At 38.9% G+C, this 16100-nt stretch carries 17 protein-coding genes, 1 tRNA gene and 1 pseudogene; 10 read left to right on the forward strand and 9 right to left on the reverse strand.

What is annotated here, in order from left to right:
* Positions 1-6 precede the first annotated feature (6 nt).
* The 9 genes from KV40_RS32235 to KV40_RS16780 all read right to left on the reverse strand — a co-directional run bounded on the left by KV40_RS32235 (position 7) and on the right by KV40_RS16780 (position 8056).
* On the reverse strand, positions 7-1395 hold the full coding sequence (locus KV40_RS32235) for a Hint domain-containing protein (RefSeq protein ID WP_052055701.1): 1389 nt from the start codon (positions 1393-1395) through the stop codon (positions 7-9).
* A 29-nt stretch (positions 1396-1424) separates the two neighbouring features.
* Positions 1425-1874 carry a response regulator gene (locus KV40_RS16745; RefSeq protein WP_036483778.1) on the reverse strand — a complete coding sequence of 150 codons (450 nt, stop codon included), beginning with the start codon at positions 1872-1874 and terminating at the stop codon, positions 1425-1427.
* 5 nt (positions 1875-1879) lie between these two features.
* On the reverse strand, positions 1880-4276 hold the full coding sequence (locus KV40_RS16750; RefSeq protein WP_036483780.1) for an ATP-binding protein: 2397 nt from the start codon (positions 4274-4276) through the stop codon (positions 1880-1882).
* A 46-nt stretch (positions 4277-4322) separates the two neighbouring features.
* On the reverse strand, positions 4323-4637 hold the full coding sequence (locus tag KV40_RS16755) for a hypothetical protein (RefSeq protein WP_036483782.1): 315 nt from the start codon (positions 4635-4637) through the stop codon (positions 4323-4325).
* Position 4638: 1 nt separating this feature from the next.
* Positions 4639-5142, reverse strand: a complete 504-nt coding sequence (locus KV40_RS16760; protein ID WP_036483784.1) for a DUF427 domain-containing protein — start codon at positions 5140-5142, stop codon at positions 4639-4641.
* Positions 5143-5317: 175 nt separating this feature from the next.
* Positions 5318-6562: a glutamate-5-semialdehyde dehydrogenase gene (locus KV40_RS16765; protein ID WP_036483787.1), complete on the reverse strand. Its 1245-nt coding sequence runs from the start codon at positions 6560-6562 to the stop codon at positions 5318-5320.
* Positions 6563-6572: 10 nt separating this feature from the next.
* The gene (locus tag KV40_RS16770; RefSeq protein WP_036483791.1) at positions 6573-6989 is read right to left on the reverse strand and encodes a hypothetical protein; all 417 of its coding nucleotides are present in this window, start codon (positions 6987-6989) and stop codon (positions 6573-6575) included.
* Positions 6990-7155: 166 nt separating this feature from the next.
* Positions 7156-7229 (reverse strand) — tRNA-Pro (locus tag KV40_RS16775).
* A 371-nt stretch (positions 7230-7600) separates the two neighbouring features.
* Positions 7601-8056 carry an Lrp/AsnC family transcriptional regulator gene (locus KV40_RS16780; RefSeq protein WP_253274286.1) on the reverse strand — a complete coding sequence of 152 codons (456 nt, stop codon included), beginning with the start codon at positions 8054-8056 and terminating at the stop codon, positions 7601-7603.
* A 173-nt stretch (positions 8057-8229) separates the two neighbouring features.
* On the opposite strand from KV40_RS16780, the gene KV40_RS16785 reads away from it, so the two are divergent.
* From KV40_RS16785 to KV40_RS16830, 10 genes and pseudogenes are all read left to right on the forward strand, one after another.
* A complete protein-coding gene (locus tag KV40_RS16785) occupies positions 8230-9075 on the forward strand; it encodes a polysaccharide deacetylase (protein WP_036483797.1) in 846 nt (281 codons plus the stop codon).
* A 227-nt stretch (positions 9076-9302) separates the two neighbouring features.
* Positions 9303-10298: a fatty acid desaturase gene (locus tag KV40_RS16790; RefSeq protein ID WP_036483800.1), complete on the forward strand. Its 996-nt coding sequence runs from the start codon at positions 9303-9305 to the stop codon at positions 10296-10298.
* A 56-nt stretch (positions 10299-10354) separates the two neighbouring features.
* Entirely contained in the window at positions 10355-11383 is a 1029-nt protein-coding gene (locus KV40_RS16795; protein ID WP_036483801.1) for an ABC transporter substrate-binding protein, read from the forward strand.
* A gap of 149 nt (positions 11384-11532) precedes the next feature.
* The gene (locus tag KV40_RS16800; protein WP_156114059.1) at positions 11533-12348 is read left to right on the forward strand and encodes an ABC transporter permease; all 816 of its coding nucleotides are present in this window, start codon (positions 11533-11535) and stop codon (positions 12346-12348) included.
* 43 nt (positions 12349-12391) lie between these two features.
* Positions 12392-12988, forward strand: a complete 597-nt coding sequence (locus KV40_RS16805; RefSeq protein ID WP_036483805.1) for a cysteine hydrolase family protein — start codon at positions 12392-12394, stop codon at positions 12986-12988.
* A 30-nt stretch (positions 12989-13018) separates the two neighbouring features.
* The gene (locus tag KV40_RS16810; protein WP_036483808.1) at positions 13019-13858 is read left to right on the forward strand and encodes an ABC transporter ATP-binding protein; all 840 of its coding nucleotides are present in this window, start codon (positions 13019-13021) and stop codon (positions 13856-13858) included.
* A gap of 2 nt (positions 13859-13860) precedes the next feature.
* Positions 13861-14622, forward strand: coding sequence for an SDR family NAD(P)-dependent oxidoreductase (locus tag KV40_RS16815; RefSeq protein ID WP_036483810.1), 762 nt, complete (start codon positions 13861-13863; stop codon positions 14620-14622).
* A 98-nt stretch (positions 14623-14720) separates the two neighbouring features.
* Positions 14721-14879, forward strand: a pseudogene (locus KV40_RS16820) (gamma-glutamyltransferase); the annotation flags it as partial.
* A gap of 145 nt (positions 14880-15024) precedes the next feature.
* On the forward strand, positions 15025-15324 hold the full coding sequence (locus tag KV40_RS16825) for a type II toxin-antitoxin system HigB family toxin (protein WP_036483816.1): 300 nt from the start codon (positions 15025-15027) through the stop codon (positions 15322-15324).
* The gene (locus tag KV40_RS16830) at positions 15308-15727 is read left to right on the forward strand and encodes a type II toxin-antitoxin system HigA family antitoxin (protein ID WP_036483819.1); all 420 of its coding nucleotides are present in this window, start codon (positions 15308-15310) and stop codon (positions 15725-15727) included. Before KV40_RS16825 ends, KV40_RS16830 begins: the two co-directional genes overlap by 17 nt.
* The last annotated feature ends 373 nt before the right edge of the window (positions 15728-16100 follow it).

Raw genomic sequence — 16100 nt, forward strand, 5'->3', positions numbered from 1 at the left:
CGCTCATTACGTTTTATTTACCTGCATGATTTTGATTAAATAAAGATTGTTTTTTGCATCCAATCCAACATCCCAATACTCGCTAAAAGCACGCGGATCGGCTTTACCACTAAGCACGTATCCTGCTGCGGAAAGTTTAAAATTAACCATTTCTGCATTAATTTGAACGCGAAAAGTAAATTGTTCATTTTTCGTCTCAAATTTAAGCGGTATTATCTCAGACAGTTTGCAATCATAGACAATATCGCAGTTGTTGCCAAAATTTTCTTTAAAAATTCGCTTTTGCCTTGAGTAAAATGGTTCGACAACATATTCGCTCATCGATTCAAAATCTTTGACAGTCCAATCGTGTTGGTAGCGCCAAAATAGATTTGAAACTCGTTCGATTAATTCGGTTTTGTCGATCTTCTGGCTGTATTCTGATTCTGATATCTCTATTTGAGGCGAAATTACTTTCCAGATTTGGTCATCTTCAACATACCAAACGGAATATTTATTTTTAAAGTTTGAATTAACGTTTATGGTAAATTCAATCAGTTCGGAATTGTCAGTAAATTTTTTGCTAAAAAAGCGAATCAAATTGTCTGATACTTTTTTCAAAAATAATAAAGCAATAAAGCTCGACAATATAAAAAATAATATTTTAAATAAAAATTGCCAAATAAATGTAAATAATGAGACTAGTAAAATTATTATTCCTTGAATTGGCTTTTCTTGAATTGTATATGCCTTTCCGTTACTAGGAACGAAAATTAAATAAGATCCAAGACTTGGTTTTAAAAGCAGGGTACTGAAATGCTTCTGTGCAGGAAATCTGGAAGTAAATAAATTCTTATTTCTAGTTCCTCTATAACCATAAATTCCACCACCACCGCTACCACCTTTGTTGTGAACTAAAAAACCATCGGCGTAAAAATTGTTATTTGGCTCGATCGCCATTAGGTTATAAACGGATAGCGATCGCTTGATATGTTCGATACTGGAAATGGTTATCGGTAAATTTTCTAAGTTTATTAAGCGATCGCCTGTGTTGAGGTTTTGAACTTTTTTCAGTTCGATTCCTTCGTTTGTTTTTACATAAACAGGATGAGTAGCAGTAACTTTAGTTTTATTATTAATCAAATAATAATCTGAAGCGTTTATAACTTCGATCTTGCCAATAGTTCCTCTATCTTGATGATGAGCGGCAAAACTATAGTTAACCACGCGATCGCCTGGGTGCAACTGTGCGATCGATTTGTTACCGTCGGGCGTTAAAATTAAAGTCTCTTTACCGAAACAGCCACCACCGCCACCCCCTCTACTGTAGGCGGGTTCTACTGCCACACAACTAAAAATAACAATCGCCCAGAGAAGGGTTATCGATAGTTTTATCAGTAAGAGAAAGTTTTTCACGGGCGATCGCACAGATATACTGTAGGAAATTAGTCAAATGAGCGATCGGGTAGTTCTACAGTTTGAAACCAATAATCGAGAAAAGTTTGTACTATTTCATTCAAGCGATTAGTTCCCATAGGTTTGACAATATATCCGCTAATACCGTAGTGATAGCAAGCATTAATATCTTTAGGATTAGAAGAAGTCGAAAAAATAATCACTGGAATCGATTTAAGAGTGTTGTCTTGTTTTAGTTCGGCTAAGACTTCTCTGCCATTAGTACCAGGCAAGTTTAAATCTAAGATAATTAGGGAAGGACGAGGAGACAAAGTTGCATCTTCATATTCTCCTTGGTGATATAAAAACTCTAGTGCCTCTTCCCCATCCTCACAGCGATATATAGGACTAGAAACTTTGGCTTTATTCATCATTCTAGTTAAAGCTGCAAAATCTTCGTCACTATCCTCAATAATTAATAATGGTCGTTCCTGTTTCATGTAAACTATTGCTGCAAAGTAAAGTAAAAGGTACTACCTTTTTCATAGACGGATTTTACCCAGATTTCGCCCCCGTGACGTTCGACAATTTTTTTGGTAATGGTTAGTCCCGCGCCCGTACCGCCGCCGTATTTATTTTGACCGTGTAGGCGTTTGAAAATACGAAAGATTGTGTCTAGGTGCTTTTCGCGAATACCAATACCATTATCTCGAACGTAGAAAATGGTCGGAAGCTCGAATCTATTAGAATATTCTTGCATTTTTTCGCTTACAATAGCATCGTCTTCGTCTAAATAGCCAATTTCAATAATTTTTTTAGTGTTTTTGTTATATTTTATACCGTTGCTGATTAAATTGGTAAACAGTTCGCTGACTTGAGTGCGATCGCAATTTACTGTGGGTAGAGGACGAGGAATATTAAACTCTACTTGCTTGTCTCTTTTGCTAATTTTAAGTAAATCGAGAACTCCCGCCACTAAAACGTTGAGATTTACAGAACGAATTTGCAATTCTGTTCTACCCAGGCGGGAATATTGTAGTAAGGAATCGATCAGGTTTTCCATGCGATGAGTCAACCGCATTAAAGTATTCAACTTGTCTATTCCTTCTTCATCTAAAGTATCGCCGTAGTCTTCAATCAAAAAACTGGAGTAGTTATAAATTCCTCGTAGTGGTTCTTTAAGATCGTGAGAAGCAATATAGGCAAAGGAATCTAGTTCGGTGTTGCTACGAGCTAATTCTCTATTTACCTGAGACAATTCGTCGGCTTTTCGCAGTATGATACTCACAATAGAGCTACGCAACTCTAAAGCAGCTTCTATTTCACAAACTTTCCAAGACAAAGACTTCAACTTTACAGTTTCCTGCCACTTAGCAAAAGATTTACGAGGAGATAGTCGCAAAGTTCCCGTTCGGTCTATTTCGACTGGTTTGTTAGGATTACCAGCCCAGGTGACAGTTTGAAGGACTTCGGGGCGAAACCAGATAATTAAAGTTTTTTGGACTCTAGAAATTAGTAGCCCCAGTAAACCACTGGCAACTTCTTTAAAACCTTCAGCAGCAGGATAAGCTAAGGCTAAAGAGTTGGTTTCATAAATGACTTCATTGCCAAATTGTGTTTCTAACCAGGGAAGCATCGCTGCAATAGCTGCTTCGTTTGGAGTATTGCCAATTAAAATAATCTCTTCACCTAAAAATAAGGCTGCACCACTAGCACCAACTAAATTGAGTAAACGATCGTGGTTTGGAGTCAAACCTGTTTTTAAATCGCTGGCATGGGAAATAGTTTCAATAAATTGTGACTGAATAGACTTGAGCTTCATCTTATAGTCCAAGTCCTGGTTTTCTTCTTTAGCACTCAATTCAATCGAAACTATTCGTCCGATAAACTCGCAAACAGTCCGAATTTCATAGGAAAGTTTTTTTGGTCGATTGTGATGGCAGGCGATTAAACCCCAAAGCTGTTTATTTTTAATCAAAGATACCGACATCGAAGCGGCTACGCCCATGTTGTTTAGATATTCGGTATGCAAAGGCGACACGCTACGCAATACCGACATACTCATATCTAAAGGTTCATCGGTCAGAGGATTAAACTCAGGAATTATGGGTACGGATTCGTAGTTGGCATCGGGAATCGTACGGATAAAATTGAGAGTGTAGAGATATTTTGCCTGTCGGGGAATATCGGTAGTCGGATAGTATAAACCTAAAAATGGCTCTAGTCCTTCCTCAGCAGCCTCAGCCACTACCGCCCCCGCACCTTCATCATTGAAACGATAGACCATAACCCGATCGAATTCCGTTATTTTTTTAACTTCTTCAACGATCGCGTTACATAACTCATCTAAAGTATTGGTATTTTGTATTCTTTCAATCGGTTTTTTGACTAATTTATAAAAATTGAAAAAATCGACTTTTTGTCGGGGTTGAGTTGCAGAACTGTCTTCACCGATTCTGACGCACTGAAAACTTTCTTTTGAGTCTGAAGGAATGGTAGCCGCACTTGGTTCTAATTCGACGATAACTATTTCTCCATTTTGATGGACGATTCCATCAAAAGTTACAGTAGAACCATTGCGATCGAACTCAATTGGCAAAGGATTGACAAGCTCGAAGGCTTTGGACAAGCAATGCTTGATTTTTTCTACTATTTCTGTTCCTAATAGCTCTTGCAAAGGTTTATCTAATAAACTTGTAGCCTCTATCCCCAGTATTTGCTTCGTGTTTAAACTAACCTGCAAAATTTTGTATTCTGAAGCCGAAACTGCCAATAAAACCCCGTGTGGCTGAATCGAACTAGGAATATGAATTGGTTCGCGATCGCAGTTAGTTAAATCGGCAGACTTTATACTAACATCTGTAGTCGCTGCAAGAAATTGAGAACCTGAATCGAAAGACATATAAAAATTGGGAGTTTTGAGAACGATTTGTCTGACAAATAATTATTTATATTTGTTTATTGTTTAATAGCTTAGTTTTGTGTTCCTCAGATGTTGGTGGTAAAGTTGAAGTACCAACATTATTAGATTCTATAGATTCACTTTTATCGATTAAAGTAGCAGTTTGTGAAATAGGATCTAAAGTAGAAACATCCTGCTGTCTAAAAAGATTTATAATTCCCGATTCGTAGTTAGAGGCAAGTGCTAAAAATGCTCCTGCCAAAATATAAATCGGTAAAGGCAAAATAAAATCTTTAATCCATAGCCCAAATTCGGCTAAAACAAACAAAACACCGACGCAAATCAACCAGAAATTTAACATTTTACCATCCTCTAGTGCCTACTTCACCCTTAAAAGGTCCAACTATATCGCTAGTAATCCAGCCGCCATAAAAGTCTCCTGCCTGAGAGCGAACTAATTCTTCATCAACATAGCAAGCATCCATTCTACTAGGATAAACAGCCACATAGTTTTTAATTGGCGCAAAAGCTTCATTGGGTTGAAGATAATACCAGGCTGCTGAGGTCGCCTGTTTGTCACCGACAATAATCGTGTAATAGTTAGCGACTCCTTTCCACTCACAAAAAGAACGTTTGGCAGGTACCTGTTGAAAATGTTCTTTTTGTATATCCTCTGGCGGAATATAGTATGTAGGCGGATGGCTGGTTTCTAAGACACGATAGGCATTGCAACTATCGGCAATAGTTACACCATTGAATATTACTTTAATTCGTTTGGGCGATCGCTCCAAACGGGGCGGACGGGGATAATCCCATACAGACTCTTGACCTGGTTGGGGTTCTATACGTTGGGGATAAGCTGCCATGCTAAAGCTAAAATCTATATTAGTTAAAGATTTAATTTTAAACCAACTAAATTATTCATTTCCAACGATAGTGCAATCAGCTTGTCTCTCTACCAGATAGAAACCTATTACTTATTACCTATTACCCTTTTTTACTTCCTACTTTTTACTTTCTACTTTTGACTTTTTACTTTCTCTATCCCTGTACTACCTGTTTGACAGTCGTAAAGGTTTCTAAGCCAATCAAGCCTTGTCTGGCACCTTTTTGATTGGAAATTCCCAAAAATACGCTTTCGCCATTATTAGGATTGCGATCGAATCTGGGAGAAGCGTTGATATAAACCAAAGCCGTATCTACACCCTGAACGAATTGTCGGCTTTCCTGATATGACTCGGTAAAGATACAATCGGCATGGTGGCTGCTGTAGCGATCGATCCAAGAAATACTTTGAGTCAAATTGTCAACGTAGCGAAAAGCAACAGTTCGATTCAAATAAGGTTGTTGCCATTCTAACGGTGAAGCTAGCTTTAAATAGTCGGGAAATTCTTCTACTAAAGTATTATCTCCTTTGAGTGTGAAACCTTTTTCCTGCAAACTTTTAAATAAAGATTGTATATAAGGAACTTTTTTATCTCGATGGACCAAAACTTTTTCAATAGCGTTGACTGCATCGGGTTCGCTGGCATGACTGTCGATAATTGCGTGGCGCAATGACTCCAAACTACCACTTTCAGCCCAGTAGCAGTAGCAATTACCAATTGCGGTTTTTAAAACGGGTGCGGTAGCTTGTTCTGCAACTTGCTGAATTAGACTAGGACGACCATAGGGAATAATTAAATTTAAATACTGGTCTTGAGTAACTAAATCTTGAATTGAAGTTCCAGAATCGGGAAAAATAGCTTCTAAACACCCCAGGGGAAGATTTGTAGATGACAGCGCATTTTGCATAATTTGCGCGATCGTATGATTGGTGTTACTGGTAGTGCTACAGCCCCTCAAAATAATGCTGTTGCCAGATTTCAGACACATTCCTGCTGCGATCGCCGCTAGCTCGGGGAAGGCTTCATAGACAAAAGCAACAGCTCCCAAAGACATTAATTGACAGTATGTTTGAGATGGTTCTAACTGATAGGGAGCATTAATCAATTTACGGGTAGGATCTGGCAGTTTTGCTAACTGTTTTAAAGTTTTTACGGCAATTTCCAGCCTTTCTGGCGTTAACTTCAACCAATCGACGATTATTTCTGGTACCGCCATATCGCGGCTAATTTCCAAATCGATAGTATTAGCTTCTAAAATTTCATCGAAGCTATTATTCAATGCCTTTGCCAGGGTTTCTACTCCCTGACGACGCATTAATCCCGAAGTCCAAGCTAATTGTTCTGCGGCTTGTCGCGATCGCTCGACTATAGCTACAATTTTATTTGATGAAGTCTGCATCTTTCTTAAATTAATGCCGATAAATTACCCAAAGCATTATTGTTAGTAGGATTACTGATATTAACAGAACTATTGCCAAAAAAATAATACTCTGAGCCGAAAGCCAATGCAACAGAATGGGTAAAATAACCGCAGCCGCTACGGCTAAAAAAATAGTGGTTCCCAAAACTGCCGATAAATAGTTTTGTGACCAACGGCTATAGGCATTAGTCCAACGATATCCCGTCCAACGCCAAGCTTTTTTATGATATATCGAGGATAACTGTTCGATTACTTGACCGTTTTCTTTGACAACAAAAATTTGCTGGCAGCGATCGCACCCTAATGCTTCTGTTAAAACAATCGACTTGAGATTTCCCCGTCGCCTGCAAGGACACGGATAAACACTAGTAAAATCTATTTTTTTGGTTTTATGATAGGGTCGCACGCTTAATACAAGTAATATAGGTATAGTATATTTTGACAGCTATCTATAAACATATATTACTATTTATTTTTATTATCCTTTCAGGATATAAATTACTATGACCAAATCAAAACAATAGCTAATATCTTCGATCGAGAGGGAGCGATAGAAAGCTTTTTATTGTATATCGGGATAGCGGGATTTGAACCCACGACCCCCGCTTCCCGAAAGCGGTGCGCTACCAAACTGCGCCACATCCCGAATCAGATTTAATCATATACCCTTTTGTCGCGATCTTGCAAATTGTAGATTTGACAAAGGTTTTGGTCGATACAGAAGTAATTCTGAAAATTGGTTAAAGATTGATTCTTTTTTCGCGATTGCATCGCGAATGAGATTGATGTATGGAGAATGATGGTTCTTAGCAATAGTAGCAGCAGGATAACCTCCTTCTAAAAGAGCGGTTTCTCCTTCACATAAAATACGAATTGTATCTTCTGTATCTCGATCTTGTTGGTTTAGCTCGATCTTCTTTTGAGACTAAATTTTTAAACCTTACGATAAAAATAGTTTTTGTTTTTTTGTTTCAGATTTGGTTAATTTACATCTATTAATACTAATTTCTTCTGCATCTAACTTAAAGTATATTTGTATTCCGCTTTGAGTAGTTTCAAAATTGTCTGAGATTCATATTTAATAATGCCTGGAATTTCATGAAGCTGTTGAAAAAAAGCAAATAGTTGTTCGTGTTCTCCAAAATAGACATCTACAACAATGTTATAGCGTCCTGCTGTAATCGCTACAAATCGTACTTCTTCAAACTGAGATAAAGTTTCGGCGACAGTCTCGACGCAAGTATTTTTTACTGTCAACCAGACAATGATAAAGTTAGCGTTTCCCGTTAGTGCAGGATTGGGCCAAGCCAATATTTTAATAATTTCTGAACTGAGTAGACGCTGCACTCTATAACGGGCAGTCGCTTCGGGTATATCTAAATGTTGGGCAATTTCGCGAAAAGACATTCTACCGTCAACACGAAGCAAATTGATAATATCTCGATCTAAACGATCTAATTCTAAATTTCTCACTACTAAATTCAAATAATCGTAATTAATAAATACATTGTTTCAGATAACCACAATAAAAAATAGCAAAAATAATTTCGTAGTAAAAATCACATAAAACAAATGGAGTTTTACTTAATCTACTTACGAAATAGTGTAAGTAGATTAAGTAAAACGATTTGAAAAGGTGAGCGATCGTGACATATAGTTGGATTAAAAATCGGCGTTGTGCTGCTGTTTTAAGTTTTGATGTAGATGGAGAGTCGGGCATACTGGCAAGCGATCCCAGAATGTCTCAAAGATTATCGGCGATGTCCTGGGGGCGTTATGGACCCAAAACAGGTGTACCTCGCATCTTAGAGATGTTGAAAAAACAAGAGGTACGAGCAACTTTTTTTGTACCTGGCTATACCGCAGAGTTGTATCCAGATTTGATTAAAAGAATTAGCGATGAAGGTCATGAAATCGGGGTACATGGTTATTTACATGAAAAAGTATCTGACCTCGATACGATTCAAGAAGAAACCGCACTGATTAAAACTTGCGACATCTTAGAAAAGATTACCTCACGTAGACCTATTGGCTATCGTTCACCCCTTTGGGATGTCAATCAGCGTACTCCCGAAATTTTGGCGAGTCATGGAATAGTTTATGATTCTTCCTTAATGGATGATGATGTTCCCTATACCATCTCTACACCAAGAGGAGATTTAGTAGAAATCCCCGTGCATTGGACGAATGATGATTGGGAACAGTTTGCTTTTCACATGGACCCTCCTATCGGTAGCGGTGTCATTGAGACTTGCGCCAAAGCTTTGCAACTATGGCAGGAAGAAGTCACAGGAATGCACCACTATGGAGGAGCATTCGTTCTGACGATGCATCCTGAACTAATCGGTAGACCAGCTAGAGTTTTGATGCTAGAAAAATTAATTGACTATATGCGATCGCTTGATGGGCTGTGGCTGACTACCTGCGAAGAAATTGCACGTTATCATCAGCAACAAAATTTAGCTAAGACTGAATTAGAAACGGTTTATTAAATACGCTTAATGTGAATTAGCGGTGAGACCCCGCGGAATTTTCAATCCGCAAGGGAATGCTCACCAAGAAGCTTCGTTGAAAACTTATTAGTTTGTAGCTATTAGCCTTTTAATCTTTGAAAGATTAACTATTGTAGATCTGGGATTACGTAATTCTTTGTGTTTCAACTTATTTAATTTATTCGTTCATTTTGATTCACATCAGACGTTAAATAGAAAAAAGTTCGATGGAAACTAATACTCTAACCACAAAATTCAATCTTGCTTTGCTCAATAGTTTGCTCATCACCTATGTAGGTGTAGTTTATTTATTGGGTGTGGCTTTATTGTTCCCTCAAAACTGGCTATTGAATGCTATTGGAGTAATTCTAACAATTCATAGTTTGGTGCTTTCAGCTTACCTAATTCATGAGTTGCTTCACGACAATATTTTTAAGCAGCGCAATCATAATAGCATTTTCGGACGCATTTTGACTCATATCAATGGTGCTTGCTATGCACCTTATGAAGATGTGGTAGAACATCATATCAACCATCATATCGATCGCGCTGATTTAGTACCTTTTGATATTGCCCAATTCTTTAACGATCTACCTAAGCCAATTCGCTATTTATTTGTAGCTTTAGAGTGGGCATACTTTCCTGTATTTGCATTTATTATGCGTTGGCGGTTGATAATTGCACCGTTTAAGAATCATCAGAAACGACATTTACGGGGACGAACTCTGGCAATTCTGGCGTATCGAGGCAGTTTAGCTGTAATTGTGGCTTTCATTTCTGTAAAAGCTCTGTTACTTTATTTTTTGGCATACATCTGTTTTATTAACTTGGTTCGTTTGGCTGATGCTTTTCACCACACTTATGAATACGCGATCGCAGGAGAAGAAATTAATAGGCGCGATCGTCTTTACGAACAGGCAAATACTTACTCTAACTTTGTTTCTCAGAAATATCCATGGTTGAACTTGCTTTACCTCAACTTTGGCTACCACAATGCCCATCATCACGACATGCGCTGTCCCTGGTATCGCCTGCCAGAATTACATCAGAGTCTTTATGGCGACGAGGCAAAAAATCTCTTACCTTTACCTCAGCTTATCAGTAACTACCATCGCTTTCGGATCGCTCGTTTGTTTGGCGGACAGGGTGATGTAGATGCAGAAAATAGGGAAACTGAAGCTTTTACTGGTGGAATTGGCGTCTCTTTATTAACTCCTCCGTAAACATTGATTATCGAACATTAAACATTTAACAACTAATGACTAAAAACTAATAACCAATGACAGATAACTTTTTATTTTCTAGACGTAAAGCGATACAGTTAATGGCTGGAATGGCTGGCGGTATTGCTCTACATAGCGTGACTTCTCCTGTTGCCAGATCGGATTCGATGATGAAGATGACTTTAGGTGGAGTAACTTGGATCGGGCTGACACCTTTTTATATTGCTAAAGAACAAGGTTTTTTTACCGAAAATAATCTCGATGTCAATCTGCAAATCTTTGGCGCAAATACCGACTATATGGCAGCATTTTTAGCCAATCGGATCGATGGCTGCATTTCTGCCGTTACGTCAGAAGTCGTGTTATTAGCCGATAAAGGTAAAGACTACAAAATAGTTTTAGTTCAGGATAATTCGGCTGGCGGCGATGGCATTCTCGCTCGTAATAGTGTTGCCAGTATTGCCGATTTTAAAGGCAAGCAAGTAGCGGTCGAACAGGGTGCAGTGGGTCATTTTTTCTTGCTACAGGTCTTAAAAGAGGCTGGTTTGAGTGAAGATGATATTACAATCGTTAATGCCGATGCGCCAACGGCAGCAGCAGCCTATCAAGCAGGTAATGTGGATATTGCCAGTAGCTTCGCACCGTTTTTATCTCAAGCCAACGAAGCACAATCAGACGGCAGAATTATTTACGATTCGTCTAAGATGCCTACAGCAATTACCGATTTTTATATTTTAGATAGTCAATACATTGAAGAAAATCCCGAAGCAGCAACAGCGTTTATTACAGGAATTATTAAAGCTATAGATTTTTTAGCAACCAATCGAGATGAAGCAATTGCGATCGCTGCCGCTCAATTAGAAGTCACCCCCGAAGCTTTGGCTAAAGATTTAGAAGGGATTAAGTTACCAGGAGCGGAGACAAACTTGGAGATGCTGGCAAATACTAACAGCGATCTATATATTCTCAATTCTCTTAATGCTATGGGAGAGTTTTTAGTAGACCAGGGAGAAATTCAAGCAGTTCCCGACATGGCAACATTTCTCGAACCTCAGTTTATTCAATCTGTTCGAGCAGATCGGTAAACATTTATCATTGACGAGCGACCTTGGCGAGGTTTCCTCGCCTAAAGCACTCGCGAGTTGAGCATTCATCATTTACCAATGTTCAATATAACGAGTTCAAAAGGATGCCGCGTTGCATATTGTTCGACATAATTTGGTTAATGAAACAAATGAACAAATCACATACCCCCTATTTACGTCCTTCGGTTTTTTGGAGTATCCGTCAGGGTTTTCCTGCATGGCTAAAGTTACTGCTAACTATTGTTGCTTTAGTCGTACCTTTAGCTATTTGGTCGTTTCTCAGCTACAACGAATTAGTCAATCCGCAATTTTTACCTACTCCCGTAGCAGTATTGCAAGCGGGGATTGAGATGTTTAAATCGGAAAATTTAATCGTCGATATTGCTGCCAGCTTTGGTCGAGTTTTGGCAGGTTTTTTGTTAGCTGCGATCGTCGGAATTCCTTTGGGAATAGCGATGGGAACGTTTTATAGTATGGAAAGTTTATTCGGTTCGATTGTTGGTGTGGTTCGCTATATGCCGATCGCCGCTTTTATGCCGTTAATTGTCCTTTGGGCGGGTTTGGGAGAAGTTTCTAAAGTTCTGATTATTTTCTTGGGCATTGTGTTTTACAACGCGATCATGATTGCCGATGCAGTAAAATTCATTCCCATTGAAATGTTTAATGCTGCCTATACTTTAGGTGCAAACCGCTTCAATTTGGTATTTCGCGTCATTTTGCCCGCAGTTGTTCCTAGTATTATTGATACCTTGAGAGTAAATGTCGCAGGGGCTTGGAACTTTTTGGTAATTTCCGAATTGATTGCTGCCCAAAACGGTTTGGGATTCAAAATTATTTATTCGCAAAGGTTTTTGAATACCGATAAGGTTTTGTTTTGTATTGTAATCATCGGCATTATTGGCTTACTGCTAGATTATAGTTTTAAGCTATTTTATAAGCTGGCATTACCATGGGCGGAACAATAAGGGTTAAAAGTCAAAAGTTAAAAGTTAAAAGTTAAAAACTGAAATGAATTTTAAGCTCGATCGCAATGGTACGGCTCTACTAATCATCGATTTTCAGGCTGATGTATTCGATGGGGGTGCTTTACAGTTAGTTGGTACAGAGGCGGTTTTGCCACAAGCCAAACGGGTATTAGCAGCAGCTAGAGAAATTGGTTTGCCCGTCATTCACACTCAGGAAGTGCATCGTAAAGAAATGGTGGATTTTGGACGGGAATTAGACGGCAGCGAACCCGTTCACTGTTTGGAAAGTTGGCAGGGAACGGATTTTCATCCCCAACTGTATCCCCGCGATGGAGAATATACGATCGCCAAAAGACGCTACAGTTGCTTTTTCGGTACGGATTTAGAAATTTTACTCCGAGGCCTAAAAATAGACACTTTGGTAGTCATGGGTACAATGACTAACGTTTGTGTCCATTACACTGTTGCTGAGGCTCATCAAAGAGATTATTACTTTTACGTAATTAAAGACTGCTGTGCGGGTTCGGATTGGGAGGCTCACGAAGCGGCACTAAAAGCGATGCAATATTTACAGCGTAATTCTCTAATTACCAGCGAAATGTTTATGAAGACTGCGATCGCGCCAGTGCAATCAGTTTGAGATAAATAACTGTTTTTATTAGCTAAACCAATGAAATCTGGATCTAACGATGTTATTACCAAATCAGTCTCACTTCAACAATCGGGTTCTCTCCAGCCCAAATTAGAAGTACGTAATCTCTCTAAAACTTTTCATAGTAACGGTATCAATCGACAAACACACAAACCCCAGAAACAGATTTTAGCACTAGATAACATCACCTTCGATATTTATCCTCGTGAATTTGTCTGCATTGTCGGTGCTTCTGGTTGTGGTAAATCTACTTTACTCAACATTATTGCTGGTTTACTGCCTCCCTCAACAGGTAAAGTCTCTCTCGACGGTACGGAATTATTAGGACCGAGTGCGGATCGAGGGATGGTGTTTCAAAACTATACTCTGTTTCCCTGGTTGACAGTCGCCGATAATATTGGTTTTGGCTTAAAACTCAAAAAAATTTCTCCAACTCAGCGCAAGCAGATTATTGGCTACTATCTCGAAATTATTGGTTTAACTCAGTTTGCCAATGCTTATCCCAAACAACTTTCTGGCGGCATGAAACAGCGAGTTGCGATCGCTCGTGCTTTGGCTAACGAACCAGAAATCTTACTTTTAGACGAACCTTTTGGGGCTTTAGATGCTCAAACTAAGGAACAGATGCAGGAATTTTTGCTCGATTTGTGGAATAAAACTCATACTACGATTTTAATGATTACCCATGATGTGGAAGAAGCAATCTTTTTAGCGCAGAGAATTTGTGTTATGTCGGCGCATCCAGGTAGGCTCAAAGAGACAATTGAGATCGATTTACCCGCAAGACGAGATCTAGAAATCAAACTAACTCGCAAGTTTATCGAGCAAAAACGTTTGCTACTTCAAGCACTAAGATAATTATGAGGCTCAAAAATAAAATTGCTTTAATTACTGGTGCGGGTTCGGGTATTGGTAGGGCAACGGCAAAGTGTTTTGCTGCTGAAGGAGCATCCGTAATTGCTGCCGATATCAACGAGACTGAAGCTATAAAAACTCAAGAGGCGATCGCCAAAGTAGGCGGTAAATGTCTGGCTTTAGCGGTCGATGTCAGTCAGGAAAGTCAAGTTAAAGAGATAATATCCAAAACCGTTTCATCTTTCGGTCGTTTGGATATCATGCATAACAATGCAGGTATATCTATCGTCAAACCCACCATTGAAACCACTGAAGCCGATCTAGATCGCTTAATCGGCATTAATTTTAAAGGGGTTTTCTTTGGCTGCAAACACGCGATCGCTCAGATGCTAGAACAACAGGGAGGTGCAATTATCAACACAGCCTCCGAACTGGGAGTTGTGGGGCAACCTTTATACAGTGCCTATTGCGCGACAAAAGGCGCTGTCATTGCTCTGACAAGAGCTTTAGCAGCAGAATGGGCAGATCGAGGAATTCGAGTTAACGCTCTTTGCCCAGGACCGATCGATACGCCAATGTTGCGCTCGGAGTTCGAGCTATCCCCAGAACCTCAAGCAGAAGCTAAAACTGCGATTGCCTCTATTCCAGCAGGAAGACTAGGTACTCCCGAAGAAATTGCTAGGGTTGCTTTATTTTTAGCCAGCAACGATGCTCAATTTGTTAACGGTGCGGCGGTTTTAGCCGACGGAGGTAAGACGATAATTTGAGGTTTAAGTTATCGAACAAATTGGAAAAAGTATGACAGAAGCTGCAAAATATATAAAAATAGCGAGTCGAAAATCTTAAATCGAATGCCTGTCAGCTTATGGAATACGATCTTTCTCAATATCCTTACTCTTCTCAGCGACGAGCCGTACTTGGCAAAAACTGTGCCGTAGCCACTAGTCAGTCTCTAGCAACTCTGGCAGGAATGGAGATGTTTTGGGCAGGGAGTAACGCAGTGGATGCGGCGATCGCTACTTCTTTTGTTTCCTCGACTAAAAAACGGTTTTAAAATTCAGAAGTTATGAGAATACAAGTTTAACTTCTCAAATTTGACATCGGGTTTTCAATATGCAAACATTATTAATAAGTTTTCAAAACGAAAACCTAATTAATGATATATTCTAATGCACTTAATTTCGGCTGGAAAGCTCAAACAAGCTGCATCTAAATATCCAGATGTTATTACTACAATTAAGGCATTTTGTAAAACCATCGAGCAAGCACAGTGGCAGAGTCTAATTGATGTACAGCAAATTTATCGAGATGCAGAAGCAGTGGGAAACTTTACAGTGTTCAATATCAAAGGAAATAAATATCGCTTGATTCTCGATATAGATTACGAAGAACAGGTTGCTTATTTCAAGTATTTTTTAACTCACGCTGAATATGATAAAGGGAAGTGGAAGAATGATTCTTACTATTAATCGAGAAAATTATCTCAAGCTTTTGGATGAGGTTAAGTTAATTCCTAAAATTATCGAAACAGATGCAGAATACGAACAAAATCTTGCGGTAGCGGAAAAATTGATTGCCAAAAAGAAGCATCGTTCCTCTGAAGAAACTGCCCTACTACGTTTGCTAGTAAAGTTAATCGAAGATTACGAAGAAGCTAACTACAATCTAAAAGAATGGCAAAATCTTCCACCACACGAAATTTTGCAGCATCTTCTAGAAGTTAGTCAAACCAAACAATCCGAGCTAGTGGGTATTGTAAGCTCCTCAAAAGGTTTGATTTCAGCAATTGTCAACGGTAAAAGAGCGATTAGTAAAGAGCAGGCTAAGAAGTTGGGAGAATATTTCAAGATTTCTCCAAGTTTGTTTATTTGACTTTTAAATGAATTAAATCAGGACTTAGGCAGTTGAACGAAATTACGTTGTTTGTGCAGCGAGTTTGTAACGGTAAATTAAGGTTTTCAGTGCTGAAGTGCGTAAGTCCTGACTCTTCTTGGGGTTTAATATGTACTTAATTAGATGAAATTGGACATAGTCAAATTACTAGCATCAACCCCAATTAAATTCGCCAAAACTTCTTGAGTTTCATTAAAACTAATCTTCGTTCCATTTTCATTAGTTCCAATTGTCAATTTATTGAAGTCTAAACCTCATGCCAGTATCAGCGAGTCAATACCAACTTGAAAATCAAAAATTGTATCGGTTCCCGCACCTTTTTTCAGCACGAATTCATCAGCACCAATACCAC

The sequence above is a fragment of the Myxosarcina sp. GI1 genome (genome assembly GCF_000756305.1).
Lineage (GTDB): Bacteria > Cyanobacteriota > Cyanobacteriia > Cyanobacteriales > Xenococcaceae > Myxosarcina.